The organism is Bradyrhizobium sp. FW305-F6 (assembly GCF_058782905.1).
Genome location: NZ_JBYSYD010000001.1, coordinates 1,543,625 through 1,567,959 on the forward strand (window position 1 = coordinate 1,543,625; position 24,335 = coordinate 1,567,959).

Consider the following 24,335-nt stretch of genomic DNA (forward strand, 5'->3'; position numbering starts at 1 on the left):
TCAGGTGCTCCACCCCTTCTTCTTGGCGATGATGTACCAGCCTTCGGACGTTGCGGTGGAGATGCCTCCGATCAGGAAGCACAGAACCTGGATCAAGTCCGGATCTGTCAGCGTTCCCGGGCTGATCGCAACACCGGCGCTGATCATCGCCCCGCCGATGTAGCGGAGGAGAACGCGCGCCAGTGGCGCGATAATCTCCGGGCTCACAGCTTCGCCCTCAGTTTCTGGATCCGGTCGTTGAGTGATCCGACGTAGTCCTCGGCGCCCTTGTACCAGAGCGTGACGGGCTCCTTGCAGAACCAGATCAGCGCGCCGCCGCCGACAAAGCCAACAATGAGGCTGAAGATCTCCATTTACTTTCTCCCGAAGAGTTTGAGGATTGCGGAAAGGAAGCCGCCGGCGGCCGAAGGCGTTGACTCGGCGGGCTTAGGCGTTGAGTTGGGCGCCTGAGGCGTCAACTTGGCGCCCGTGAATGTGATGGTCGGGTCGATCGCCATCATCGACTTGAGCATAGCGACGCAGCCGAGCTGCTGGTCGACGTGCGAGGCGTCGTAGCGGCCGTCCGCGACGTACTTACCGGACTTGTACTGATCGGTCCCGGCCCAGAGGTACGGGCTCGGGACGCCCTTGTTGGCGTAGCCAAGGCCGTTGTAGAGCTCTAGCGCGATCAGGATGCCAGCCAGGCTCCAGTCCTTGCGCTTGGCGAGATGCGGGTGGCAGTTGACCAGCGCGTCGATCGCAGCCTCTTCCCATGAACTGAATGGGCCGCGGCCGGCCGGCACGCGGACGGAAACCTTGTTCCAAGGATCACCCTGCGCCAGCGAGCGGCCCCAGTTCTGGGATGACTCCCGCTCGTGGATAACGGCGATCACAAACCAGGGGACGCCCGTCTTGGCCTCGACAGCCTGATACCGCTTCTTGGCGCCGACGAGCGACTTGGCAACGTTGTCGCTCAGCGTCTTCCGGGTGAGCTTGGCGTTTTCCCAGCGCCTGAGGCCCGCCCGGGTGAGAGCGTCGAAATCGACCATGAACAACTCCGTAAGACGACCCTATGGGTCACCGATTGACCGTTGGCGCGCGGCGGTGCTACGCAACCTTAATGAGCACCCACGCCAAGGAAGTCGCGCGACTTGCGGCCATTGTCTGGCCGTTCGGCGCTATATTGATTCTGCTCATCTTTCTCAGGACGTGACGCCATGCTGCCACTCCTTCGCACCGCCCTAGCCTGGCTCGGCCGTCGGCTGCATCGGGTTCGCTGCCACCAGATCGCCCGCGATCGGATGCAGGAACTTCCCCCCGAGCACTTCGGCCTAGACCGCTGGTGACCGACATGGACCCCATGCCGGTGCTGAGCCCGCTCGACTGGATCGCAGTCAAAGCGAGCGGCGTTATTGCCGTTGTCTATGTCCTTTGGGCGCTGGTGCAGCCTGCACCGCCACCACTTCCACCCAAGCCGGCCAAACCCGGCGCCTCGGCACCAGCGCCCGTGAGCGCTGGCCCAGTCACGCCGCAGAGAGACGAGACCTGTTACTCGATAGGGTCTCACGTCGCCCGTGGCTGCCGCCCTTATTGACGCTACCAAGCCTTGTTGCCGCCGCCGCCGGACGACAGGAAGACAACATCCGTTGCGGTCGCCGCGGTCATGTTGCCGGCACCGCCCGCCATGTTGTTGACGACCATGTGAGTGCAGCCGTTCTGCGCCATCGGCGGTGAGATCATGAAGTTGCCGAAGGTGTTGCCGTTGGGGAGGAGGAATAGACCGACGCAGTCGACGCCGCCGATCGCATTCCGTGCCCGCACCATGCCATTGGCCACGCCGCCGGCGATGTTGATGGTGGCGGGGTTGACGACCTGCTCCGAATGGAAGCCGCGGATGTCGACGAACCCGCCATTGATCGAAAGACCGTTGGTGCGCGGGCCACCGATGCCGGCCGAATAGCCGGAGACGTTCAGGTTATCGACGATGACCTGAACCGAGCCGAAATTGATAAACATCTGGGCGCCAGCCGCACCGCCGCAATTGGCATCGGACTTCCCGCCCTTGAACTCGACGCTGTCGAGCAGGATGTAAGTCGCGCCGCCATACCCGGTTTCATAGGTCGCGCCACGCCCGCAGCCGCCGGGATAGATCGCCATCCGGCGCATGCCGGCCTCGTGCTGGGCATTGTTGGTGTAGACCACCGACCGCCCCGAGGACCCGTTGGTGGCGATCACGTTGAAAATCTGGAAATCCTCAAGCAGCGTCGCGAAGCAAGCCAGGTGCGAGAACGAATTGCACAGTTCCCACTGGTTGGAGCTGGTCGGGAACGTGTCGCACATCTTGATGACGGATGCGTAATTCCCTTGGCCCTTCACCTTCACGCCGTAGGGCACCACGATGGGGTTTGACGCTGCGCAGCCGATCATTGCGGTCTGCTTCGTCAGAAGAACCAGGCCACCCTGCGAGCCGCCGACGTCTACGCTCGTGCTGGTCTTGTACCAGGCAAAGCTGAAAGCGTTCTGCAGCGTGGTGAAGTTGTCGGTCGCGGTGCCGTCGGTGCCGTCCCAATCGAACTTGACGCCCATCGAACGCGCATCAAGGCCGGCGGCGGGGAATGTAATCTGCCACTTGTTGCCGGCGGAGTCCGTGAAGGATCCGGTCGGGGTCGAGACGCTGGATACCGTCCATGTCACGGTCGATGCGCAGCCCGGCACCGTCACGGAGAGCACGTCGCCGGCGAGGTAGCCGACGGCCATGGCGCCGTTGTAGCCGCCCACGTTGGCAATCGAGGTCACGACGTTGCCGGACACCGTGATCACACCCGTGGTGCCACCGAGCTCGCCGCGGCCGTTCCCGCCCGTGAAAGAGAGCGTGTAATAGGTGCCGTCGGTGCAGCCTGATGTGCCGTTATTCGTCAGCGTGCCGCCGGTGATGCGGGTGTCGATGAAATTGCCGGCCGTCTTCTGGAAGATCGCGCCGCCGCCGTCGCCGGCCGCCGAATAGCCGAGCGTCTGGATGGCGGAGAATGCCGACAGGTCCTGCGTCGCGGCGAAGGTCCGGGATGACAGCACATTGCCAGACAAGGTCGAGCCGACGACCTTGAAGCTGCCGGACTGAGCAGAGATCGCGCCGGTGGCGCCGTCGAGTGAGGACACGCCGGATGCCACCGAGGCGCCGATGGCTTGGGCGGTCCATTTCGATGTGCCGTCCGACACCAGCAAGAAGCCGCCATTGGCCGAGCTGATCGTGACGCTGGTGCCGCCGTTGATGGTATCGCTGCCGGCGCGCGCGATGACGAGGGTGTTGCTGCCCGTGACCGTGCCTTGGAAGTCGGCAACGAGTATGGACTGGCCCGCGTTGACGGCGTTCGCCGCCGGCAGGGTCCAGGTCCGCGAGGCGGTGAATGCGGCATTGGTGCCGACGACGCGGTCGGTCGCCAGGATCGTGTAGATGGAGTCGCCGTGCCCGGTGAAGCTGTCGATGTTGAGCAGCGAACTCGAGCGAGCTGCGGCCGGCGCAACGTCGGTCGGGACAGCCGAGCCGCCGGTGGCATTGCCCTTGACCGTGCGGGCAGCCATCGTCGCCATTTTGGCGTTCGTGACGGCATTCGCGGCGATCGATGTGGCGTAGCTCCCGCCGGGAGTGGTGACATCGCCGGTTAGGGCCCCGAGATTGGCCGCGGGGAGCGTGCCGCTCAGCAACGTGGTCGGAAGCGTGCCGGCGCCGGATGCCGTGCCGGAGAAGGTCGGGTTGGTGATGGTCGGGGTGCCGATCGCAGCACCGGTCGACATCACCACGCTGCCGGTGCCTGTGATAGCGTATTCCGCTACCGTCCCGGCATTGTTGTAGAGCACGCGCGAATTGGTGCCGTTGGCAATGGTCGTGACGCCAATGGTGATGGTGTTGGGGGCTGTGCCGCAATCCTGCAGCAGGCCGGTGGTGCCGTTGAAGCAGGCCAGGTTGCCGGACACCACCGGTGCCGTCGGCATGATCGAGTTGATCAGGTCGTTCTGGAACGTGCGGACGCCGGACGGTGTGATCAGGCCGGACGTGTTGTCCGGGAAGGTCGTGCTGACCTCAGCGTTCAGCTCGGCCTTGGTCTTCTGCGCGTGCGCCGGCGCGGCCATAAAAAAAGCCCCGCAGAGCGGGGCCAGAAGAAGCGCGAGAGCGAGCTTTTTCATGGGGTCAGCTTGATTGCGCGGTTGACGATGCGGGAGGGCTGCATGATGCTGAACGGCACGCTGGTGCCGCCCTGAGGCGCGCCGGTGAACGTCGGTTGTGTGAAATTCGTAATCATGACCTGGCCACCGCCAGAGTTGACGATCTGGGTGATGACGTTCTGAGACCCGCCAGTCGAGCCGTTCGAGATTTGGTTGTATTGGAAATTGGCCGCGCCGAGGGTGTTGGTGCCGGCCGGCGTGTATGGCGGCAGGTTCGGCGTGGTGAGTGTTGCACTCAGCGAGGTGATGGCGCGGCCCATTGCCTGCGCGTCCGGGAACGGGCTGAACCGCGCCGGAGCAGCGATGGCCGAGCCCGACGCCGGGGCGCTCATCGTGATGGTCGTGCCGGAAATGGAGTTGATAACGGTGCCGCTCGGGACGTTGTCGTTGGTGATCACCATGCTGATGGTGAGGCCGGCTGCGGATCCTACGGTCGCCGTGCTGGACGCCGCCGTGGTGGTGAGCGTGGTCGAGACCTGGGCAATGTTCGCCGCGGTGCCACCCATGTTGTCTCGCCCGACCAGAACCATGCCGCGCAAGTCTGGCAAATTGAACGTGGTCGACCCGTCGCCAGCGCCGTAGGCGAAGAAGGTCATCGTGCCCGTGCGCGAGGTCGTTGCGTTGGCGCTCATGGTGCAAGAGGTCGACGTGCAGCTGAGCAGCGTCGTGCCGACCGGGATGCCGAGGCTTTCGACCGGCATGCCGCGGCCGAACTGCGTGGTGTCTGTCAGGCCAGTGATCGTCGGAGAGCCGTTGGAAATCGTCCCGGACTGGCTGGTCGTCAGTGCCGCGAACAGGGCGGCGTAGGTTGTCCGGCTGACCGCCTGTCCATAGGCAAAGGCATAGTTCGTCGGGGCGGTAAAGCCCATGACGTCGATGGTCGTTCCGACCGGCACGCCCGACGTGTTCGGCCAGGTCACCGGGGAGAGGATGTGGAACGTGCCGGCGGTGGCGTCATAGATCAGTGACACCGCGTTGGTGGCGACGAGCTCGCCGCCGGTCAGCGCGCCGGGTCCCGTCGCGGAGTCTCGGACGATCGGCACCGCACCGAAGCCGGACGGGTTGATGGTTGCGGCGGCCGTGTTCGTGTTGGTCGAGATGTAGTTGATGACCTGACCATCGGTTCCGGAGAAGGCCGGGGCCGTCACCGTGATGGCGTTCGGCGTGCCCGCGCTGGCGCCGGCGAAGATCGTGGTCGAGGAATCGGTGCTCGCGGTCAGCTGGTCCCAGACCTGGTCACCGGCAGGGGAGCACGGCAGGCCCGGGTTGGGACCGGTCTTCTTGACCACTTGGCGATAGGTGCCGGTGCCGTAGATGATCGCCCGGCCGGCGGCATCCAGCTGCACCGGGTTGGTGTTGGCTACGGTCTGGCCCGCGTTCTGGTAGGTCGCCTTGGGGCTGAAGGTGCCGGGGGTATAGAAATACACGCAGCCGGCGGCGAGAGGGTTCCCGTTCTCGTCGAGAAACGTCTGTTCCCCCGGCGGGAGCAGCGTGCCGGCCATGGCAACTGAACCTGCGTTCAGGTACAACAGACACACGCTAACGATGGCCGCGAGGACGCGGCTCCTGACTTTCATCATGAGTGCTTTGGGCCTTAGATGACGCTGAGAACGGTAATCGTGACGGCGATTCTGGTTTGGGTGCCGGTTTTCATCCGCTCATTCATTGCGGGCTGGCGGGAGCGGCGAAGCGAGCAGACGGTTGGCCCCGACCACGGCGGCGGGAGTGAGGCTCGGCCCGACATAGAGCCGGTTCACCGGGGCACTCTGGAGCGCCGTGGGCGCGATCTGTGGGTTGACAAGTCGGTTGGCGAGTAGGTCCAGCACCTGCGCGTCCTTGGACGCCAGAGCGCGCCTGACGCCCATTCCAGCGAGAGCACCGACGCCGGCCGCGGTCCCCGGCAAATTGCCGTGATAGAGGTCATAACCAGCCCCGATCAGGCCGCCGCCGACCGTACCGGACGCCGCATTTCCGAGGAACCGCCCCAGCGCGTTCGATGTGGCAAGGTTCTGCACCGTGTCGGAGCCCGGCGGCTTGGCTTTGGCGGCCGGCAGCGACTCGCGGCGCATATCCTTCCGCAAGGCGCGGAGAGCGGACAATTCCTCATCGGACAGCGACTTGGCGGCGTGGACGCCCTTTGACGATCGCGCCTTCTCGATCGACTTGATGGCGTTGTCGAGCTTGGCGAGGGTGATGTTGCCCTGAGAATCCGTGATCTTGAGGCCCTGCAGCAGCGACATGCGGTCGAGCGGCTTGGATAGTTCGGAATATTCGGAGAGGTAATCCTTGAAGCCGGGCGCGGCGCGCTCGATGCGCTGGTCCAGCACCGTCTTGATGTCCTGCAACTCGCGCGCGGCCTGCCGGGCGTCCCTGCCCGTACCCTGCGCCAGCGGGCTCAGCATATCGTCGATGGCCTTGCGGACCCCGTACAGCTGCTCCACGTCGCTCTCGAGCGTGCCGTCCTTCATGGCGATCTTGCCGCGGATGGTTTTCAGTGCCGAGGACACGGCATCGCGCTTGCCGGAGGGGCTCGCCAGGATCTCGTCGATCTTGGACACGACCGGGGCGGCATCTGCCGGCCTGGCGCCCATGAATGCGGCTTCGCGCAGCGGGCCCGCAGCCGCGTCGCGCTCGGCAGTGGCAGCCACGATGTCGCCCTCGGTGCCGGCCAGTCGTTCCCAAGCCTGGGTGCGCGCCGCCTTGTTGGCGGCCTCGCGCTCGGCGAACATGTTGGTGACGCCCGGGACATTGCGCAGATTCTTCTCCGCCGCGCCTAGCCCCGCGTTCCCGGTCGCCTGGGCCAGCGTCGGGCGAGAGCCCGGAACCAGTTCGTCCAGAACGGCCGTGGTCGGGCCTTCGCCAGCAAACCCGCGCAGCGTGCGGTCCACGATGCGGCTGCGCCCCGCCTCCGTGAACGGTTCAACCAGAGAAGCAGCCCGACGGCCAAGGCCGCGAGCAGCCATACCGACAAAAGGAACTGCGCCGCCCACGGCACCGCCAATGGTGGCGCCTTCGCCGACGGCCTTGCTGAGCGGTTCATCCCCGGCCAACAGCGCATTGCCCATAGCCCCCTGCACGGCGCCCTGGGCCGCCGCACTGCCGACATTGGCGCCGGTGGCGATCAGGCGATTGGTCGCCCCGGTGCCCACGCGAGCGGCGTTGATGGCCTCCGCAGCGCCAGGCAGAGCCGCAGCACCGAGCCGGGCAGCACCCGCCGCCAGCGGCGCTGAGCCGACCGAGACGAGCGGAGCCGTGACCGCGACATTTCCCGCGATGCGGCCGGCGGTCGCCGGGATGCTGTCCCCGAACTCGCCTTCGTAGGCGTTCTCGCCGAACTTGGCCGCCAACAGATCCCTGCCGGTGAGCCGATTGATCTCACGCTCGTTTGGGTGCCCCTTCGCGAGATTGTCGATGCCGCGCCAGAGATATTCGCCCGCCGTGTCGTAGAAATCCATCACGCCGCGCTTGATGCCGGCGCCAGCCTCCCGGGCGATCCCGCCCTTCGACTTCACGACCGTCGGCTTGGCGCCCTTCACGTCCTCAAAGGCCTGGTCTATGCGATCCTTGGCCGTGACGCCCCACGCCTTCAGGAAGGAATCGACGTCCACGCCCTTGCTTTCGACGGAATCGGGAGCGGCCTGCACCCCCCATGCCTTCTCGAATGCGCGTGGATCAACGGGCATAGGTCACTTCTTCGAAGGTACGAGGGATTGCGGGTCGACGAAGCCGCTATCGGCGGCCTTGTGCAACTGCATGATGATCAGGTCGCGCTTGGGCCCGGTCACGCTCTGCAGGAAAGTCTTCTTCTGGCTGTCGTTCATGTAGTCCCAGCCATAGATGCGCGGATCCTGCTCGCGATTCCATTTGGCGGCCCATTTGCCGTACTGCGATTCCGGCAGGCCGGACGCCTCGAACTCCTCGAGCTGGGCCTGCTTCATGCGCCGCAGCGACAGGGCGGCTTTCGCCACGTCGACCGCGGCGGCGTTGGAGATCTTGGTGCTGGCATTGGAGGCGAAGGCCGCCGCCAGCTTGTCGTTGGTCGAGCTGTCGCCGTTCGCCGTGACCCAGTCGGTGAGGTACTTGCGGGCCTCGTCGAAGTCCTTGATCTTGTTGACGTCGATCCCCGGGACGCCGGCGGACTGCAGGAAGGACTTGATCTTATTGACTTCCTCCGTGCCGGGGCCGGTGCCGGTCTTGCCGAGCCGTTCAAGGGCCGGGATGGCCTGCTCGAGCGGGTAGACTTCACGGCGGAAGTTGGACGCGCGCACGCGCTCGTCGGCCAGCATGGCACCACCGGCGCCGCCGGCCTTGGTTTTGGCCTCGGCTTCGCCGGGCGCTGGGGCGGCCATAACGCCCGCTGGAGCAGCTTTCGGAGCGACGGGCACTGTGGCGGCAGGCGCGGGGCGCGCCGCACGGGCGGGCGCCGCTGCGGGTGCGGAGGGCAATTGAATGGGAGGGTTGCCGGTGCCGCCGACATAGCTCCGGGACAGGTCCGGGTTGACCGTCTCCGTCTGCGGCGAGAGCGTGTTCGGGATGTAGCCGAGCTCGCGCGGCGGGGCGCCACCGAACGCCGGCTGTTGGACCAGTTTGATGCCACCACCTGTGTTGATGCCCTCGACGGTGCCCAGATAGGCCTTGCCGCGCTCCCATGCCCCCAGCGTCTGGGCGTGGACGCCCTGGATGGCCTCCCGCTGGCGCTGCGGGTCGGTCGGAAACTGCTGCATGAACTGGACGGCATGCTGGGCGGTCATGGCATCGCCCTTGGTCAGGCGGCCGAGCGTGTCCCAGAGTTTCTTGGTGACATCGGTTTTGCCGAGTTCCGGATCGCTGAGGATCCCGGACGCGGCGTCGTTGATCGTCTTGAACCGCTCCGTGGCAAGCTTGATGTTGTTGGCCTCGACGGACTGTTGCCTCTGCCTGTTCTCCAGGAGTCGGTTCTGGAATTCGAACGGGTCGGCGTCCGCCGCGATCTTGTAGAACGACGTATCAACCTCAGCCATCAGTACAGGCTCCCGGCCTTGGTCGGATTGCCGACGGCGCCATACATGCCGTAGTTGCCGAACGGGTTGGAGCCGCCGCCCCCAACCATGCTGGCCGCCGAACTAAAGATGTTGCCGATCTGCTTGCCGGTCGCGATGTCGGCCGCGGCCTGCGCGTTGCCGGCGCCCACCGTGTTGCCGGAGAGCGTGTTGCCGACGCCTTGCGTGTTGCTGAGCGCGGCGTTTCCGGCCGACGTGCCCGCGCCCGCGTAGGTGCCCGCAGCGCCGATACCGGGCGTTGCCGAGCCGAGCAGGAAGTTGAACGCGTTCTGCTTGTTGGTGTTCGCGTTGTTGAACTGGTTCTGGTAGGTCGAGTCGGCGAGACCCGTCGCATAACGCGACGCGGCCTTTGCCTGTGCACCAGACATGCCAGAGGCCACGCCCGACAGGTTCACGCCGCGGATGCCCTGCTCCAGGTTGAACTGGTAGCCAGGCGTTGCCTCAAGCGCCTTCTGATCCATCACGATCGGCTTGACGAGATCGGGGATCGCGGAGAGCAGGTTCTTGTAGGCCTCCGAGCCCTGCCCGGCGATTGATGCAAGGTCCTTGGTGCTGGTGTCGAAATAGCTCTTCTGGGTGTCGAGGCCCTTCTGCTGCTGCTCCAAGGCAAGCGCGTTGGCTTTGGCCGCAGCCTCTTTCTGGGCCTCGGCCGCCGACTGTGCGCCGAAGATGTTGGCGACAGAGCTGCCGATGCCGGCTGCTCCAAGAACGCCACTGACCGGATCAGGCATCAAAGGACTCCAGGCTTTCGCCGTAGAAGCGATAAATCTCAGGGCCGATCTGGGCGGCCCAATCCAGCCCGCCGCACAGGACGGCGCAGGCGTGGAATAGCTGATAGAGCGAGGCGCGAAGCATGAAGGCCTTCTCGCGGTCGCCCCGGATCGGACGGGCCTCCATGGCATTCGCCGACGCCCACTGCCCCCACACCATCACCATGACGGGATGGAGAAAGCCGAAATTGGCCCGATAGAACTCGTTGGCCGGCAGCTCGAGCACCGCCTTGCGCATGATGCGCTCAGCCTCTGCGCTCGGCACAGGCTTGTCGGCGTCGACCAGATCGTCCCACACATGGGCAATCTCGGTCATGTCGGCGCAGAAACGGGCCGCCGCCTCGTTGCCATTGAACCAGCGGCCGAAGGCCTTGGTGAGCGCGATCTGGTCTTCCTGCGTCATGCTCTCGCGCTCGGGACAAAGGTCATGGTCGGCGCTGATGAATAGGTCACGGTGATAGTGTCGCCGGCCGCCATCGGGATGAACTGGTTGGCCTGGCACGTGATCGATGTGCCGGAGCGCGTCAGGACGATGCTCGACACCGTTCCGCCGGTGACGAACATGTTGCCGATCGTGCCGGCCGTGAATGTGAAGGGTGAGGCGCCCACCGAAACAGGCGCCATCGGCTTCTCGGCGGTCAGCTGCGAGATGCGCACCGCCCACTGATACCAGTAATTGATCCAGGCCCCGGTCTTGGCGTCCACCGCCTTGCGATCGGCCGGCAGACCAAATGTGGGGCTGTCCGTCACGTCTCAGCCTGCTCCGGCTCCGGCCACAGGAACGCGCCGTTGAGCGCGGTCTTGCACGGCACCGCCCATTCGAGTTCGAACACCCCGTCCCGCGCGATGCCGCAGCTGTCCCACTTCAGGATCTGGCTGTACTGGCCGGTTGAGCCAAGCGAGCGCTGCCGCTTGTTGCCGAACGTCTTCCCGCGCGTGTTGGAGAAGCGCATGGTGACGATCGGCGTGCCCTGATCCAGGAACGGCCCGAAGGCCGAGCTGAACCCCGACGCCCAAGGATTGGCGGTCGCAGTGCCGTCGTCGTCGATCAGCATGTTGGGCACCTCGCCCACGTCCATGTCGGCCATGAAGCCGGGATATGAGACCTCGTTGCCCTGCGCCCCGAGATGCGGGAAGCCGCGGATGCAGACGATCGGGAAGGTGTTGTCGGTGAACGTGTCCTGGTCGAAGGCGTAGAGGTCGCCGTTCTTCCAGTCGATCATCACATTGGTGTTGTACATGTAGGCCGAGAGGAAGCCGTTCAGCCTGTGATGGTTGCCGTTCACGTCAATGGATGAATACTGGTTCCATTGTTCGTTGCTGAGATCGTAAATCCAGCTCTTGTCGGCGGAAGGGAAGTCGATCTGGTAGAAGGTGTGGCCGATGATCTGGTAGCAATAACCGACCGCGTCGGACCACTTCACGTAGTTCTGAATCTCGTTCTCGATGGCGAAGGTGGAGACCTTCTGCACCGAGTAATCGGCCGCACCGCGTGCGATCCAGGGCCTGCCATCCTTGTCCTGCGTCAGCCAGAACAGGAACTTGTCGGTTTGCCCGATCGAATAGGTGGCCGCAACGCCGTGCTCGATGATGACGTTGGGCAGCTGCTGCCACGGGAAATCGACGTTGCCCGAGTAGTACCAGACCTCGCCCTTGCGCGTGCCGAGCAGCCAGAGCTGATCGTTCAGCGCCGCCGCGGCCACCAGCGGGTCCGCGCTCGATGTCTTCTGGCCGAAGTCCAGCGCATCCCACGTCACCGCGTTGGAGCCGGAGATGTAGAACTGGTTGGTCCCCGGCCGGTTGAGCGCGAAGAACGTCCGGATGTAGTTGACCCAGTTGCCGCCGTAGAAGGCCGGGTCACTGATGGTTGAGAACGCCTTCGACTGGATGTCGATGGTGTAGCCGGCCGTGGTGCCGTCGACCAGCAGCACGGTGGTGCCATTGTCCGACATGGACACGATCGACGTTCCCGCCGCGATCGTCCCCAGCGCGGTCAGGTTGAAGCTGGGGTCGATGTAGTAGACCACCTGCCCGGCCACCATGTAGCCGTTGCCCTGGCTGTCGCAGTAGACGTTGCGGCCGATGCCGAAGGTGGGCGCCTGAACCAGCCGGCGCAATCCCGGCCTCGGGTAGAGCGTGAACGGGACCGGCGGATTGGTCTCGGGCGGGTTGTTCTCGCAGTAGAGGTTGATCGAGCGTTGTGCGTTAGAAATTATGCTCCTAGCCTGATAGGCTCCGCTCGTTAGCGCTATGCGAGTCACGCTGCGCGAGCCTTATTTGGCGCGGTATTAGCGACGAACAAACGTTCTCCACTCCACCCAGCCCTAACTCGATGCGCCATGGCACGCCACGTAATGCCAGCAATCTTTGCGGCGTCCTGCATGGTCATGCGCCCGCGGCATGTCTCGATGTAAACGTTGCGCCTCTGGTTGCGGTTCTGCTGGGCCATGGTCGCCCAAAAACAGTTGAACGGACCATAGTCGCCATCGTTATCCTCCCGTTCCAGCGTAAGCCCGGGACGATAAGTGGCGCCCATATCAGCTAAAAAGTTCTCGAACTTCAGCCAGCGGTCGCAAACAACAATCCCGCGCTTCCCGTAGTTTTCAAAAGCTGGGTGTTTGGGGTTGCTGCATCTATTCTTCATGCCGCCCCAAATCGCGTAGATCGGCTCATGGGACATGCCGTGTTTGGCGCGGGCCGCGCTAAATCCGCCCTGGCACTTACAACTAAGCCCTTGTGGCTTGCGTATACGATGCTCGGGGAAGGAACGCTCCACACCGCAAAGACATCTAGCGACCCATCTTCCCGAGAAATCCGGGTCGGCGGCAATGAATGTCCAACAACCAATTCTTCTACCGATCATGGCACATTCGTCGAAGAATCGTTCCAAGGGTTGTACACGCCCTGCGAGCCGCCAAGGCCCCCAGGAAGCGCCAGCGACGGCACCTGGACCGCAGACGAGCGGATGGTCTTGAGCCCGTCGGCAGCCTTTTCGTCGATCGCCTTGGATGGCGGCAGGCGCCACTCGGCCCGGCACTCGCTCGCCATATTCCACCGCATGGCGTAGGTGTATTGCGGCGGCAGGACGATGTTGGTGGCCGGCGTCACCAGCACGGGCAGGATGGTGCGGGTGCCGAAATGCAGCTCGTAGCGGGTGGCGTCGTTCGGGATCGGGACCGGGTAGATCTTCCCCAGCGGGAAGTCCGAGTCGTAGAAGAATGCCATGGGCTGGGTCTTGAGCGTCTTCAGCGCCACGCCCTTGGCGTAGTCCTCATAGGAGAAGATCTGCTGCAGCGGGACGTCGACCGGGAGATTTCCGGCGCCGCCACCGTTGAGCAGGCGGACATAGCCCCACTCGATGCGGTCTGGGCGCGCGGTCACATTCACCGTGCCTCCGGGTCCGATCGTGTAGGACTGAGCCCCCGTCACCACGATGGTGTGGTCAATCTCGGCATAGTTGAGCCAGCGCTTGGCGGACCAAAGCGCCAGCATGTCGTTCAGAAGCACCAAGGCACGGCTGATCTGGTCGGCGGAAGGCGGGTTGCCGACACCGAGGACGCCAGCGCGGATCAGCGCAGACGTGCAGATGTCCGTGCCTGTGGGCATCAGGAGGCCTTTTCCTTGGCGGCTTTAGCCTCGGCAGCCTTGGCGGCTTTAGCCTCGGCAGCGGCCTTCTCGGCGGCAGCTTTGTCAGCTGCCTCCTTTTCGGCCATCATCTTGTCGTAGGCCTCGGCCTTGCGCTTGACTTCTTCCTCCGCGGCGATCCGATCGGCTTCGCGCTTGGCGGCCACAGCCGGGTCTTCCGACGGCTTGGCCACTGAGGCTTTCAGCCACTGTTCATCGCGCGGGGTCTGCGCAACGACGTCGTTGCCATCCTTGTCCTTGCCGAGGACTTTCGGATAGACGGCAAGCTCCTTCAACTCGTGGAACTCGTCCTTGTCTTTGGCGATCAAAGCTTCGCCCTCGTCGGTCATGCCGACATACTTGGGCCAAGCCTTGTACTCGTATTCGGGGTATTCCTGCCCCCAGTTGGGGATCGCGGATCGCGACATAGTTTGCTCCATGAAAATGCCGGCGGAGATGACCCCCGCCAGCGGAAATTAACTAGCGATTACAGCTAGTTAAATTGCATCGTAAAGACCAACCATCCATTCTGGCCTAATCGCCAAATAGCCGAACAGCACGTCATCGCGGTTGATGGCCTGATCCGAGCCCGGCAGGTAGGCCGAGATCGAACGCATCGAGATGCCGTCGTACTGGGCACGGGCCGAGTCGATCACACCCTTGGTGGGCATGTAGAGGTCGGCGGTGACCATGGTGATGGCTTCCGGCGCGTAGGCCAGCGACTTGCGGTAGACCGCGCCCGCTGCGGTATAGAGCGAGATCGCCGCGCCGTCGGCCGGGGCGGAAACCACGGTCTGGTACTGCGAGTCCGCGCCGCCCGCACCCGCCGCCACGATGGCGGGATAGATGCTGAGCGAGGTGGCGCCCGAGGCCGCGTCCGCCGTGACGACGAACTGGCGGCTCATGCCGGTCGACTGCTTGGTCACGCGGTTGACCGCAATCACGCCGGCAATGGTGATGATGTCACCCTGCTTGAGCGTGCCGGTGATGGCGTTGGTGACCAGCGTGGTGCCGGACTGGTTGGCGCCGTTGACCGTGCCGGCGCTGAACGAGCCGGCCGTGTGCTTGATCACGGTCTGGTCGCGCATCCAGCTGAAGCCCAGCGCCTGCTTCATCGAGCCGTACTCGTACTGCTCGGAGATGCGGGCCACGGGGTTGAATAGGCCGGCCAGTGAGGTCGAGGTGCGGGCGTCGGTCCAGGGATCGTTGACGATCTTGCGGTCGCCCTTGGTGCCCATCATCGGGGCCGAGTTGTCGTCCAGCACGGCGCCGGCCTGCACGAAGGTCTGCGCGTTCGGCGATACGATCGTGGTGCCGTTGAAGTTCGCCTGCGCGTTGGCCGCGGACTCGCCGATGGCAAGCATGACGGTCTTGGCGACGTTGCCGGCCAGGTTGTTCATCTTCGGCTTGGCGATGCGCTCGGCGTAGTCGTCGAGGGACAGGGCCATTTCCGCCGTGGTGAAGCCGGTATCGACGTGGCGCTGGGTCGCGACCGTGAGCGTGGTCTGCTGCTCCGCGGTGTCCTGCAGCGACAGGCCCGGACCATCGGTCACGGTGTAGTCGTTCGGCAGGCGGACGCGCAGCGTGGCGCCGATCTTGGCGCCGGTGACGGCGAACTGGCTGTCATACTGGCGGTCGATGTTCTTGATGAAGGCGTTGGAGTTGATGAACAGGCGGATGGACTTGCGGGTGATCTCGAGCCGCGTCAGAAGGGTATTCGACATGGGGAAATGCCTCGGGGCATGCGTCCGCGACCGCTTCCAAGCGTCGTCGGAACAGGGGTTTTGGGGTGATCCTCACTCGCCCGAGCTGTGAGGAATTGGCGGGCGCAAACGCACTTGACCCTAGCGGCGGGGCGGGAGCACGAGGCCCGCGGATGCGTGCAAGAACGTCGCTTTAAGCCGCGATCGAGGGCTCTAACGTCAAATCAGGCTACGCAGAAAGCGGAGCCATCCGGCAAAACCACTGGCGCCGAAGCCGGTAGCAAGTGATCGTGCATGGCCATCATCGCGTTGGCGAACCAGCCGATCATGGTCTCTTCGTCAACACTGGAGCTCGGATTGCACTCCATGAAGAACTTTGCCCAAGCCCGCGCGTCCGGGTTGGTGTGGATCGACAAATCGTAGTCGGCCATATCTCAATACCCCCGCTTCCGGCGCTCTTCCATCAACCGCCGCTCGCGGGCCTCTTCCTTCCGATTCCACTCCTCGTCGGAGTCGCGGTCAGAAGGCCTATCATCGCGGCTGCCGCGGCCACCCACGGGCTCGATCGGAGCCGGCGCCTTGGACACAGGCCGCTCGGCCGGCTTGCTGGAGGCGATCTTATCCATGGCAATGGCCCTCTTGATCGGGGTCATGCCCATGAGCTCGGTCGCCTTCTCGATGTCATTGCCTAGGACGAACAGCACGCGGGCCGGGTTCTCGGTCTCCAGCGCGACGGAGAGAATATCCATCGGGATCCGGCCGTGGTCGTCGAGCATGGAGAGCTCGGCCTTGGCGCGGGCCCACTTGTCGCCGAATGCCTTGGAGCCGGCGGCTTCCACCGCGTTGCAGGCCTTGTTGAACTCCTGAACCGCTAGGCGCTCGGCCGCCTTGCGCTCGGCCGCGGCTTCCACCGCGGCTTCGAACTCGGCCTTGGTCTTGAAGTCGGAGCGCTGGGGCGCGTCCTCGCCTTCGCCGCCGGCGTCGTCCTCGGCCTTGGGGACCTCCCGGATGTTCTCCTGGAGCTTGGCGTGCAGTTCACGCTTGTCCTTGGACAGCGCGCTGATGCGCTTGCCGAGGGCCTTGTTGGCCTTCCGCAGCTGCTCCAGCTCGGCCTTCTCGTCCTCGGGCTCTTCGTCGCCCTTGGCTTCGTCCCCCTCCGCCTTCTCGGGCTCCTTGCCGTCGTCGCCGGCCTTGACCTCTTCGGCGCCATCGTCGTCGCCAGAGTGGTTAAGGTCGTTCTTGTCGTCGTCGGCTGCCGCCTCCAGCTGTTCGGCGATGTCGCCACCGCCGGCATCCAGCTCGAGCTCGGCTTGACCGCCACCATCGCCCGTCTCGGGGGCGAACAAGGGCAGGAAACTGACACCGTTCAGGAAACGGTTCCTCATTTGCAGTCTTTCTCCATGTCTTCAGATTGATCGGCCCTCATGACGAGGGCACCGATCGCCAGCCAGCCAATGCAGACCAGCGTGAATACGAGCGCCGCCGCGTCGTCATAGGCGCCGGCAGCCGCGGCCATCTCAGCGCCCATCACATCCCCACGCTTGGTAGTTCGGGGATGGCATCCACATGCTTGATGTCCTCGCGCTCGCGGGGCTCAAGCGAAGCCTGGAGCACTTCCCGGGCGCTGGGCCGCTGCGACCGCTCCCAGTGCTCGCAAAGCTCCTCGTAGATGACGTCCTTCTGGTGCTGTGGTGTCGATTCATCCCGCAGCGTCATGGTCAGGGCCGCGATCCCCACATCCACGAAATGCGGCCAGTTGGCGGCCACATAGGCGTCCTGGTCGGGGTTCTCGATGCGAAACCGGAGCGACCGCTGACTCTCGTCGTAGAAGATGCCGGCGATCTCTTTCGCCTGCATGCGGATCAGTTGTGAGGTCAAGGCTGCACCACCGGCAGGCAGTCGGCGCGCCCGATGGCCGCCTTCTTCATGCTGGCAGAGGTCATCTTCGCCGCCTCACGGCAGGCCGCCTCGGTCGGATAGGTGACCGTCAAGGCCGATCCCTTGAGCTGCACCGCCATGATCCAGAGCGTGGGCTTGGCCTCATTGGCCAGCGCCGGGCCCGAGATCAGGGCGAGGATGAGGGCGAGTTTCTTCATTCGGCTGGTTCCTTCTCGGTCTCTTTCTCAACCGCCTTCCGCTCCAGCAGCGTCTCTGCCAGACCAGGGTTCATCGCTTCCGCCGTGGCGTCGGCCATGATGTTGCGGATGTCGGGCTCAAGCCCGGCCGCGGCGAAGTTGGCTTGCGCGTTGCCGGCCTCCTTGAGGCGGCGGCTTTCCGCATCCATGCGCTTGGTGAGCGCGTCGGCGACCTTGACCTGGATCTCGTCTTCCTTGTCGTCGAGCTCGCGCTGCTTCTGCGCCAGCGTCTCCGTGAGCGACTGAAGCAGGCGCTGCAAGTTCTGCATCTCGCCCTGCAGCTTCTGCTCGTTGGGTGACGGGCCCTTGCCGAGGATGGCCGGGTTCATGCCGCGGCGGATGCGCTCTGCCATCTCCTCCGCGCCCGGGAAGTCCAGGTTCTGGGCGTAGAAATCGCCGATGATCTGCCAGAGGTCCTTGTTCTGGGCCAGCAGCGTCCCAAGCGCCTCAGCGGTCCATTCACGCTGGGTCTGGTAGGACGGGCCGGCCTCGGCCTCGACCTCATACCGGCCGATCTTGGGATTCCACGTGACCTCTGTGGTGTTCTCTTCGTCCTGCTTGTCGACCTCGGTGTGGGCCTCCTGGGCCATCGGGTCGACGTTCACCTCCGACTGCGACAGGTCGGCATTGGAGATGCGGATCAGGCGCGGCGTGTCGTAGACCTCTGGCGCCATGTCCAGGATGATGCGCCCGGTATGGGCCACTCCTTGCGCCAGCGCGTTGGGGAAGTGGAAGGTCGATGTCTCCCCCTGCCCTTGCCTCGCCTGGATGGCGCGGCCGGACTCGGCGTTGTCCTGCTTTCCCAGCGTGGCCTCGTGCTGGCCGGTGATGTCCTTGAACTGCTGGGACGCGATCTGGATGCCCTGGATGTAGGCCGTGGCCAGCACCGGGGGCGCGGGACGCGATGGGGGGTCGATCTTCTCCCCGTCGGCATCTTTGTGATTGTATGGCAGGTAGGCGAAGCGCCCGCGGTTGGCATCCTCCCACTGCTTGATGTTCTCGAAGGCCTCGGCCGGGCCGACCCACGGCACATTGGTCTGCAACGCCACCTGCATGGCGCCGGCGGAGACCCAGTAGTTCATATTGCGCTGGCTGTCCTTCAGACCGCGGACGATGCCCTTGCGGTCGAGGTTGCCGTCGATGATGGTTTCCTGGCCCACCACCCGGACGATCGGGATAAAGCGCTTGCCGGGGACTTCCCGGTAATCCACGATCTTGTCGCCGAAAATCTTGTACCAGCAGATGCGGGAGCGTGTGACCGCGCGCTTTTGGGTGCGTGTGTCGGCAAGAATACGCTGCCTGATCCCGGCTTCCTTGATATCGCCAAGGAACGCGGTCGCAAATGCCCCACTCTCCGGGTCGGCAAAGCCTAGAAGCTGGTCCTGGAACTTCTCCTTCTCGTACCACTCCGCAACGCGGGTATAGTCCTCGTTCTTCCAGTCCGAGGCCGCGATATTGGCCGTGATGGCGTTCTCGGCGCCAACGGTGGTCTTGTACTTCTCGTATTCGTCCTCGAGATATTCGTTCTTCACGTCCTCGAAGATCATGCCCCAGTTGGCGTCTGCTCCTGAAGGCTCCTTGGCATCCGGATCCATGGCCACGCCAAGCGGGCTGCGGACGCTCCTGATGCGGATAACCTGGTCGAAGCTGTCCTCGGCCTCGTACTCGGTCAGGACGCGCCAGTAGCCCACCCCGCCCTGCACAAGGCTCTCCGAGGCCTTGAGGTAGATGTTGATGGCGTCGGAGGCGCGGGAGATTTCCCGGATCAGGCCACCATACACCTCGGCCGACTTCATCGTGGCGCCGCCGCCGACGGGGCGCACGGTGATGGCCGGCGGGTTCTTCTTGATCTCGTTCTGGACCAAGGCACAGTGGATCCAGGTCATGTTGATGGTCATGGACGGGCAGTCCTTGCGGGACTGCAGCACCTCACCATCCCACTGCCACTGGTTGTCGGCATCGCCATTGGCGAAGCGGATGTCCTCCTCGAACGATGACCGGAACGGCCCTTCCCAGTCCATGTAGGACTTGAATTGCTTCTGGGCCCGCTCGATCAGTTTCTCTGTCTCGGCGGGGGTGAATTTGCGGTCCACGGAGGCTTAGCCCATCCAGCTTTGCGGGTGCGCGGGGCGATCGATCTTGGGCTTGTCCACGACCTTGACCACCTTCCTCACCATGGCCGGGAATAGCTCGGTGAGCGCCCAGACCAAGGCATCGACCCTGTCCGGGCTGGCATCGCCAACCATTCCATTCGGCCCAAAATTGACCATTTCGTCTTCAAGCGCCGCGAACGTCCCAACATGCGAGATGCGTCCCTGCTCGTAGAGGGCGGCGATCGGCTCGGCTCTCACCCACTTGCCTCGGGAGGCTGTGACCTCCTTGAACGGCACCGTGGTGCGGACGGCGCGGATGGTGCTCTCCACCATGTCCCCGCCGTTGTTGATTTCCCCAACGATGCAATCGCCCTCGTAGCGGTCGAAGCAGGCGATGGCCTTGCGGGCCCAGCCATTCGGGCTTTCCCGGCAGGTCGCGTCATCGAGCACGTAGCCGCGCCCATCCTCGCCCACGCCGGCAACCATGATGCCCGTGGCCGCGCCATCCTCTGGGATGTCGTTCTTCTTCGCTGCCGGGTCGACCGCCACTACCACCCGACGAAGCGGTGGAACCTGATCAGGCTTCCGGCGATCACGATCCAGCGCCGCCCGCGTCCATAGCGCATCAGGGACATCATCCAGGATTTCGGCTGACAGCTCTTGCCGACCAAGCCGGGTGCCGGCGTACTTCTCGGTGATGCTCTTGATGAACGAGGCCGCCAGGTTGGCCCTGTTGTCCGTCGTCACGCCGCGCGTCACCACGGTGGTGCTGGCGGCCAGAATCTCTTTCAGGATCGGAATGGGCCGCGGCGTCGTGGTGACGATCTGCCTTGGCCGCTTACCAAGCCGCAGACCGAACTGCAGCTGGTCCCATGTCTCTCGAGCGTAGCGCCATTTGGCGAGCTCATCGCCCCAGGCCCCGTCAAACTGCGGGCCTCGGAGCTGGTCGGGCTCGGTCGCGTTGTAGCCAAAGGCCACCGCGCCCGTGTGAAACTCAATCCTCACCGGCTTCTTGGTGATCCGCGGCCGTTGATGCGGCGGGAACACGGAATTGATCCCGCTGTCCCCGAACACCATGACCTCCTCAAGGTCCTTCTGAGTCTCAGCGATCAGGGCAATCCGGCCCATCCGCTTGGCTGTAACCTCTTCCCGGATCCACTCGGCCCCGGTCCTGGTCTTGCCGAACCCACGGCCGGCGAGCACCAGCCAGGTCATCCAGTCGCCCTCAGGGGCCAACTGGTTCGGCCTTGCCCATGCACGCCAGTCCCAGAGCAGGGCTTCAGCCTCTGCCTCAGTCAGGTCAGCCAAGACCATCCTTCGCTGTTCTGGCTGTAGCGATGCCAGCGATTCGATCAGCGAGCTTGTCACGGGCGGACACGTCCTGGGTCTGGATGGGCCCCTTGTCCGGGCCACTCACCTCATGAACCTCCTTGAACATGCCAAGGTGCTTGCCGATGTCCACGAGGGCAGCGCGCTTATCTGCGAGCTTGAATGTGATCTTGCGGACGTCGCGGGCGTCTTCGCCTCGGCCGTCCTTGTAGTCCTCAACCACGATCTGTTGGACCGCAGCCGCCTGCTCTCGGCTCATACTGGAGAGGTCAACGAATGGGTCGCCATCACGACCAATCGTCATGTAGTCGAGCATGTTCGAGAAGCCGATCTTGGCCAGCTCCTCCAGCACTTTGGCTTGTGTGATTTCCACCCGGGTTGCGGCCCTTTCCAGGATCTCTTTCACCCGGGTAGAAATCCTTTCATTTCCTTTCAGACGAGCGGCATTCCCATCATTGGCTTTGTACCCGGCCAGCTGATAGGCCTCGTCTGCCGTCTTGCCTTTTGCCATCTCTTGAGCAAAACGCTCATGTTTGGGATTTGCTAGTGCTGGCAATGACTTAAACGGCGCTCGCCGCCCTCACCGCTTCCCAGATGCGGTCGACTTCTTGCAATGCAACGCCCGGGTCAGAACCGGGCATGGCGCTCAGCTCGATATTGAGCCGCACGATCTCCGCCACGGCCTCGTCTACCCATTCCTGGGTGACGGGGACGCGGGTGTTGGTGGAGGGGTCGAAGCGGGTGAGCTCGGGAGTAACGCGGGATGAGCCACCAAGAATCCCAACGGTACTAGGGAGGTTGCTGCCCTGCTGCCTCATCTGCTCAACAGCGCGCTGGTATCTGGATGCGGCCCCGAGACACCCACGCTCACCGCCCAGTGGGGCAACCAGACTCGGACTACCGAACAGAGAGGCGGCGAGTTCGTTCATGACGATTCCCTTACTTCGAGAACCAGGCCCCATCCTTGGCGCAGCCGAAGAAGTACGGCGTTGCGTCGGACAGGGGGCCCTTGGTGGTCGAGCCGTTGATGGTGTCCTGAGCGCCGGTGACCGGGTTGTTGGCCACGGTGGGATAGGCGGTCAGGGTGGCGCCGCTCTTGTTGTAGACCCACAGCTCGATGCCGGCCCGACAGGTCGGGAGGTTGAAACCACCGGTGCCGGACTCGATCATGATCAGAGCCACGCCGCCCGAGAGTTGGGTGGCGGTGGCCTGGCTGGATCCGGCGGCTGCCACACCGGACTGATAGGTCCGGTTGCGACCGCCAGAGAGGTCATAGAGCCATCCCTGGTCGATCGTGGCATAGCTGCCGTTCTGGAGCGGGCCGGTGGCCAGAGCGCCCGAGGCACAGCCCACGAGCGCAAGGATTGCGATTGCAAGTTTGCGGGAGAGTTTCATGGGCTGTGGTCCTTCAGATCACTGGAGCCTGAACCAGGCGTTGTTGGTCGAGTTGTACATCCAGCGGAATCCCATGGCGGCCGAGTTCACCGCGGTGAGGCCGGTCGGGTTCTGCTTGATGGTGACGCCAGCGGGCAGGTTCTGGGCGGTCAGGGTGAGCGTGGTCACGTTGGCATCGCCGGAGACCGCGAACTGCTGGCCGTCGACCGGAGCCGTCGGGAAGTTGATGGTGACAGCGGTCATGACCGTGCCGCCGCCTGCGTTGCGCAGGATGACGCCGCCCGAGGTGGCCGCCGCGGTGACGGTCTGCGGGTTGGTCGTGATGCTGGACACGGTGAGCGGCAGGGCGTTCAGGTTGGCCATGCTGAACAGCACGGTCTGCGGGCTCTGGCCGTTGGGGAGACGGGTGTCGGCCGGGACGCGCTCGTTGCCGGTGACGGCCGTGGGGCCCGCCGGGACGTTCTGAACGCAGGTCGTGCCGTCGCCGGCGTACATGGCGCAATAGGCGGCGCCTTCCACGACCGGGAGATTGGTGAACATGCCATTCGCATAGGCGATGGCGACAGTGCCAAGGGTAGCGACGGCCGCAACGGCGGCGCCGCGAAGCGCTTTCAACATGGTCTTTCCTCTTGTTGATGCCGTGTGAACCGGCGGGTTGCTGCCTATTCCGGGACAGCGCCGGCCTTAATCTTCCTCATGGGCTCGCTGACGCGGGCGAGGTAATCGAACATGGGCTGATGGGTGGGCTCACGGCCCAGCGCATTCTCCATGCGCCTCATGTTGAACAGCAGCGCCGGCGACGTTGGGTCGCTCTCCAGCGCGTGATAGATCTCGGCGAGCGTGGCTTGCTTCCATCCGTCGTCCGGCTGGCTGTCCGCCAGCTTCGACAGATAGAGCGCCGACTCCTGCCGGAATATCCTGTTACCGGGATAGGAAACCGCCGCCGAACGCAGGTGCATGACCGCTTCCGCGGGAACACCCGAACTCACCCCGGCCGAATATGAAGTCTCGCCAGAAAGCGACGCTACCGCGAACGCCAACCCGATCCCGAACAGCGTGACCTGACAGGATGCCGCCAAGTACCGCTGTAGCCGCGAGATGAAGCGGGAAGCCAAAGACGGCCTCGACGACGAGGACGGCAAGGACGATGGAACGCGCGCTCCAGAGGAATGCGGAATATAGAACGGCTCCGACAATTCCGAGCTCAAAGGCGAACTCGAGCCAGTCATTGTGCAGGTGCTCCGGGCGCTGCAGCAGCGTGTCAAATGGCGAGTAGAGCGGGAACAGGGTGTAGAACGAGCCTATCCCCTTCCCCAACACAGTCAGTTGCGGGACGATCGCGGCCCACATGTCGAGGCGCTGTTGGGCTGAATCGCTTGAGCCCATCCATAGCGCCATGGCGATGCCAGCGGCTGACAGCGCCAGCGCAGCGGCCTTGGACCTGCCCCACACCCACAGGATGACGGCCGCACCGAGCGCCAGGAACGCCCCGCGGCAGTGCGAGGCGACCAGAGCCGGCGCTATCAGAGGCACGGCCCACCAGATCCGGTGCACCAAGGCACCGACCAAGGCCAGCGCGGCGATTTCACCCAAAGCGTTCGAATTGACGAACAGCCCAGCCGGATAATCGCTGGTCTGCGGCACCTGGATGCCGAGCAGGATGATCGCGCTCGAGACCCCAAGCCCCAGCGCAGCGCCGGCGACGATGGGCCTGATGTCCTTCATCTGCGAGCCGAGCACGAAGGCCTCAGCCAGCACGACCAGCTTGAGCAGCGCGTCGATCGCTTCCCATTTCTGGGGCGCCCAAAGCACCGAGCCCGCGGCATAGGCGGCGAACAGAAGCCCGAACAGGTGGGCAGCTGTGAACCTGATCCCGCCACTCCGCAACATGAGCGGAAGCGCAACCGCAGCCAGTGCCCACCGCGGCGTGGTGGCCGCACCGGACCAGTCCGGGACGAACAACGCGGTCAGCAAGAAGCCGAAGAGCACACTTTCTCCAAATAGCGCGAATGACCTTCAATCAGCCTCACAAGCGGCCCGCCGGGTT

General features: G+C 64.3%; 28 protein-coding genes. All 28 read right to left on the bottom strand.

What is annotated here, in order from left to right; all coding sequences use genetic code 11:
- Window positions 1–207 (bottom strand): hypothetical protein, encoded by a 207-nt coding sequence (locus AC3WLX_RS07450; protein ID WP_492335302.1) that lies wholly within the window; start codon window positions 205–207, stop codon window positions 1–3.
- Window positions 204–353 carry a hypothetical protein gene (locus AC3WLX_RS07455; RefSeq protein ID WP_492335303.1) on the bottom strand — a complete coding sequence of 50 codons (150 nt, stop codon included), beginning with the start codon at window positions 351–353 and terminating at the stop codon, window positions 204–206. Before AC3WLX_RS07455 ends, AC3WLX_RS07450 begins: the two co-directional genes overlap by 4 nt.
- Entirely contained in the window at window positions 354–1,028 is a 675-nt protein-coding gene (locus AC3WLX_RS07460; RefSeq protein WP_492335304.1) for a hypothetical protein, read from the bottom strand.
- Window positions 1,029–1,575: 547 nt separating this feature from the next.
- Window positions 1,576–4,107, bottom strand: a complete 2,532-nt coding sequence (locus AC3WLX_RS07465; protein ID WP_492335305.1) for a beta strand repeat-containing protein — start codon at window positions 4,105–4,107, stop codon at window positions 1,576–1,578.
- Window positions 4,108–4,157: 50 nt separating this feature from the next.
- Window positions 4,158–5,702, bottom strand: a complete 1,545-nt coding sequence (locus tag AC3WLX_RS07470) for a tail fiber protein (protein WP_492335306.1) — start codon at window positions 5,700–5,702, stop codon at window positions 4,158–4,160.
- A gap of 156 nt (window positions 5,703–5,858) precedes the next feature.
- Entirely contained in the window at window positions 5,859–7,883 is a 2,025-nt protein-coding gene (locus tag AC3WLX_RS07475) for a hypothetical protein (protein WP_492335307.1), read from the bottom strand.
- 3 nt (window positions 7,884–7,886) lie between these two features.
- Window positions 7,887–9,200 carry a hypothetical protein gene (locus tag AC3WLX_RS07480; protein ID WP_492335308.1) on the bottom strand — a complete coding sequence of 438 codons (1,314 nt, stop codon included), beginning with the start codon at window positions 9,198–9,200 and terminating at the stop codon, window positions 7,887–7,889.
- Window positions 9,200–9,970: a hypothetical protein gene (locus tag AC3WLX_RS07485; protein WP_492335309.1), complete on the bottom strand. Its 771-nt coding sequence runs from the start codon at window positions 9,968–9,970 to the stop codon at window positions 9,200–9,202. Before AC3WLX_RS07485 ends, AC3WLX_RS07480 begins: the two co-directional genes overlap by 1 nt.
- The gene (locus AC3WLX_RS07490; RefSeq protein WP_492335310.1) at window positions 9,963–10,412 is read right to left on the bottom strand and encodes a hypothetical protein; all 450 of its coding nucleotides are present in this window, start codon (window positions 10,410–10,412) and stop codon (window positions 9,963–9,965) included. The genes AC3WLX_RS07485 and AC3WLX_RS07490 overlap by 8 nt, the downstream gene beginning before the upstream one ends.
- Window positions 10,409–10,759, bottom strand: coding sequence for a hypothetical protein (locus tag AC3WLX_RS07495; RefSeq protein ID WP_492335311.1), 351 nt, complete (start codon window positions 10,757–10,759; stop codon window positions 10,409–10,411). The genes AC3WLX_RS07490 and AC3WLX_RS07495 overlap by 4 nt, the downstream gene beginning before the upstream one ends.
- On the bottom strand, window positions 10,756–12,270 hold the full coding sequence (locus AC3WLX_RS07500) for a packaged DNA stabilization protein (RefSeq protein WP_492335312.1): 1,515 nt from the start codon (window positions 12,268–12,270) through the stop codon (window positions 10,756–10,758). Before AC3WLX_RS07500 ends, AC3WLX_RS07495 begins: the two co-directional genes overlap by 4 nt.
- Complete coding sequence (locus tag AC3WLX_RS07505) at window positions 12,267–12,872, bottom strand: hypothetical protein (RefSeq protein WP_492335313.1); 606 nt, start codon at window positions 12,870–12,872, stop codon at window positions 12,267–12,269. The genes AC3WLX_RS07500 and AC3WLX_RS07505 overlap by 4 nt, the downstream gene beginning before the upstream one ends.
- Window positions 12,869–13,615 carry a hypothetical protein gene (locus AC3WLX_RS07510; protein ID WP_492335314.1) on the bottom strand — a complete coding sequence of 249 codons (747 nt, stop codon included), beginning with the start codon at window positions 13,613–13,615 and terminating at the stop codon, window positions 12,869–12,871. The genes AC3WLX_RS07505 and AC3WLX_RS07510 overlap by 4 nt, the downstream gene beginning before the upstream one ends.
- Window positions 13,615–13,983: a hypothetical protein gene (locus AC3WLX_RS07515; RefSeq protein WP_492335315.1), complete on the bottom strand. Its 369-nt coding sequence runs from the start codon at window positions 13,981–13,983 to the stop codon at window positions 13,615–13,617. The genes AC3WLX_RS07510 and AC3WLX_RS07515 overlap by 1 nt, the downstream gene beginning before the upstream one ends.
- A gap of 147 nt (window positions 13,984–14,130) precedes the next feature.
- Window positions 14,131–15,357: a P22 phage major capsid protein family protein gene (locus AC3WLX_RS07520; RefSeq protein WP_492335316.1), complete on the bottom strand. Its 1,227-nt coding sequence runs from the start codon at window positions 15,355–15,357 to the stop codon at window positions 14,131–14,133.
- 203 nt (window positions 15,358–15,560) lie between these two features.
- Window positions 15,561–15,767 (bottom strand): hypothetical protein, encoded by a 207-nt coding sequence (locus AC3WLX_RS07525; protein WP_492335317.1) that lies wholly within the window; start codon window positions 15,765–15,767, stop codon window positions 15,561–15,563.
- 3 nt (window positions 15,768–15,770) lie between these two features.
- Window positions 15,771–16,721 (bottom strand): hypothetical protein, encoded by a 951-nt coding sequence (locus AC3WLX_RS07530; RefSeq protein ID WP_492335318.1) that lies wholly within the window; start codon window positions 16,719–16,721, stop codon window positions 15,771–15,773.
- Complete coding sequence (locus tag AC3WLX_RS07535) at window positions 16,718–16,864, bottom strand: hypothetical protein (RefSeq protein WP_492335319.1); 147 nt, start codon at window positions 16,862–16,864, stop codon at window positions 16,718–16,720. The genes AC3WLX_RS07530 and AC3WLX_RS07535 overlap by 4 nt, the downstream gene beginning before the upstream one ends.
- Window positions 16,864–17,214, bottom strand: a complete 351-nt coding sequence (locus tag AC3WLX_RS07540; RefSeq protein WP_492335320.1) for a hypothetical protein — start codon at window positions 17,212–17,214, stop codon at window positions 16,864–16,866. Before AC3WLX_RS07540 ends, AC3WLX_RS07535 begins: the two co-directional genes overlap by 1 nt.
- A complete protein-coding gene (locus AC3WLX_RS07545) occupies window positions 17,211–17,432 on the bottom strand; it encodes a hypothetical protein (RefSeq protein ID WP_492335321.1) in 222 nt (73 codons plus the stop codon). Before AC3WLX_RS07545 ends, AC3WLX_RS07540 begins: the two co-directional genes overlap by 4 nt.
- Entirely contained in the window at window positions 17,429–19,564 is a 2,136-nt protein-coding gene (locus AC3WLX_RS07550; protein ID WP_492335322.1) for a portal protein, read from the bottom strand. Before AC3WLX_RS07550 ends, AC3WLX_RS07545 begins: the two co-directional genes overlap by 4 nt.
- A gap of 6 nt (window positions 19,565–19,570) precedes the next feature.
- The gene (locus AC3WLX_RS07555) at window positions 19,571–20,878 is read right to left on the bottom strand and encodes a DNA-packaging protein (RefSeq protein WP_492335323.1); all 1,308 of its coding nucleotides are present in this window, start codon (window positions 20,876–20,878) and stop codon (window positions 19,571–19,573) included.
- Entirely contained in the window at window positions 20,865–21,449 is a 585-nt protein-coding gene (locus AC3WLX_RS07560; protein ID WP_492335324.1) for a terminase small subunit, read from the bottom strand. The genes AC3WLX_RS07555 and AC3WLX_RS07560 overlap by 14 nt, the downstream gene beginning before the upstream one ends.
- Before the next feature lie 4 nt (window positions 21,450–21,453).
- Entirely contained in the window at window positions 21,454–21,822 is a 369-nt protein-coding gene (locus AC3WLX_RS07565) for a hypothetical protein (RefSeq protein WP_492335325.1), read from the bottom strand.
- Window positions 21,823–21,832: 10 nt separating this feature from the next.
- On the bottom strand, window positions 21,833–22,288 hold the full coding sequence (locus tag AC3WLX_RS07570; protein WP_492335326.1) for a hypothetical protein: 456 nt from the start codon (window positions 22,286–22,288) through the stop codon (window positions 21,833–21,835).
- Between the two features lie 18 nt (window positions 22,289–22,306).
- The gene (locus AC3WLX_RS07575) at window positions 22,307–22,906 is read right to left on the bottom strand and encodes a hypothetical protein (RefSeq protein WP_492335327.1); all 600 of its coding nucleotides are present in this window, start codon (window positions 22,904–22,906) and stop codon (window positions 22,307–22,309) included.
- A 44-nt stretch (window positions 22,907–22,950) separates the two neighbouring features.
- Window positions 22,951–23,247 (bottom strand): hypothetical protein, encoded by a 297-nt coding sequence (locus AC3WLX_RS07580; RefSeq protein ID WP_492335328.1) that lies wholly within the window; start codon window positions 23,245–23,247, stop codon window positions 22,951–22,953.
- Complete coding sequence (locus AC3WLX_RS07585; protein WP_492335329.1) at window positions 23,210–24,277, bottom strand: O-antigen ligase family protein; 1,068 nt, start codon at window positions 24,275–24,277, stop codon at window positions 23,210–23,212. The genes AC3WLX_RS07580 and AC3WLX_RS07585 overlap by 38 nt, the downstream gene beginning before the upstream one ends.
- Window positions 24,278–24,335: the final 58 nt, after the last annotated feature.

What these genes read in the sequence shown, in the direction of transcription:
- AC3WLX_RS07455 (WP_492335303.1), bottom strand. Translation starts at nt 353, where the DNA reads ATGGAGATCTTCAGCCTCATTGTTGGCTTTGTCGGCGGCGGCGCGCTG.
- AC3WLX_RS07460 (WP_492335304.1), bottom strand. Translation starts at nt 1,028, where the DNA reads ATGGTCGATTTCGACGCTCTCACCCGGGCGGGCCTCAGGCGCTGGGAA.
- AC3WLX_RS07465 (WP_492335305.1), bottom strand. Translation starts at nt 4,107, where the DNA reads ATGGCCGCGCCGGCGCACGCGCAGAAGACCAAGGCCGAGCTGAACGCT.
- AC3WLX_RS07470 (WP_492335306.1), bottom strand. Translation starts at nt 5,702, where the DNA reads ATGGCCGGCACGCTGCTCCCGCCGGGGGAACAGACGTTTCTCGACGAG.
- AC3WLX_RS07475 (WP_492335307.1), bottom strand. Translation starts at nt 7,883, where the DNA reads ATGCCCGTTGATCCACGCGCATTCGAGAAGGCATGGGGGGTGCAGGCC.
- AC3WLX_RS07480 (WP_492335308.1), bottom strand. Translation starts at nt 9,200, where the DNA reads ATGGCTGAGGTTGATACGTCGTTCTACAAGATCGCGGCGGACGCCGAC.
- AC3WLX_RS07485 (WP_492335309.1), bottom strand. Translation starts at nt 9,970, where the DNA reads ATGCCTGATCCGGTCAGTGGCGTTCTTGGAGCAGCCGGCATCGGCAGC.
- AC3WLX_RS07490 (WP_492335310.1), bottom strand. Translation starts at nt 10,412, where the DNA reads ATGACGCAGGAAGACCAGATCGCGCTCACCAAGGCCTTCGGCCGCTGG.
- AC3WLX_RS07505 (WP_492335313.1), bottom strand. Translation starts at nt 12,872, where the DNA reads ATGATCGGTAGAAGAATTGGTTGTTGGACATTCATTGCCGCCGACCCG.
- AC3WLX_RS07510 (WP_492335314.1), bottom strand. Translation starts at nt 13,615, where the DNA reads ATGCCCACAGGCACGGACATCTGCACGTCTGCGCTGATCCGCGCTGGC.
- AC3WLX_RS07515 (WP_492335315.1), bottom strand. Translation starts at nt 13,983, where the DNA reads ATGACCGACGAGGGCGAAGCTTTGATCGCCAAAGACAAGGACGAGTTC.
- AC3WLX_RS07520 (WP_492335316.1), bottom strand. Translation starts at nt 15,357, where the DNA reads ATGTCGAATACCCTTCTGACGCGGCTCGAGATCACCCGCAAGTCCATC.
- AC3WLX_RS07525 (WP_492335317.1), bottom strand. Translation starts at nt 15,767, where the DNA reads ATGGCCGACTACGATTTGTCGATCCACACCAACCCGGACGCGCGGGCT.
- AC3WLX_RS07530 (WP_492335318.1), bottom strand. Translation starts at nt 16,721, where the DNA reads ATGAGGAACCGTTTCCTGAACGGTGTCAGTTTCCTGCCCTTGTTCGCC.
- AC3WLX_RS07535 (WP_492335319.1), bottom strand. Translation starts at nt 16,864, where the DNA reads ATGGGCGCTGAGATGGCCGCGGCTGCCGGCGCCTATGACGACGCGGCG.
- AC3WLX_RS07545 (WP_492335321.1), bottom strand. Translation starts at nt 17,432, where the DNA reads ATGAAGAAACTCGCCCTCATCCTCGCCCTGATCTCGGGCCCGGCGCTG.
- AC3WLX_RS07555 (WP_492335323.1), bottom strand. Translation starts at nt 20,878, where the DNA reads ATGGTCTTGGCTGACCTGACTGAGGCAGAGGCTGAAGCCCTGCTCTGG.
- AC3WLX_RS07565 (WP_492335325.1), bottom strand. Translation starts at nt 21,822, where the DNA reads ATGAACGAACTCGCCGCCTCTCTGTTCGGTAGTCCGAGTCTGGTTGCC.
- AC3WLX_RS07570 (WP_492335326.1), bottom strand. Translation starts at nt 22,288, where the DNA reads ATGAAACTCTCCCGCAAACTTGCAATCGCAATCCTTGCGCTCGTGGGC.
- AC3WLX_RS07575 (WP_492335327.1), bottom strand. Translation starts at nt 22,906, where the DNA reads ATGTTGAAAGCGCTTCGCGGCGCCGCCGTTGCGGCCGTCGCTACCCTT.
- AC3WLX_RS07580 (WP_492335328.1), bottom strand. Translation starts at nt 23,247, where the DNA reads ATGCACCTGCGTTCGGCGGCGGTTTCCTATCCCGGTAACAGGATATTC.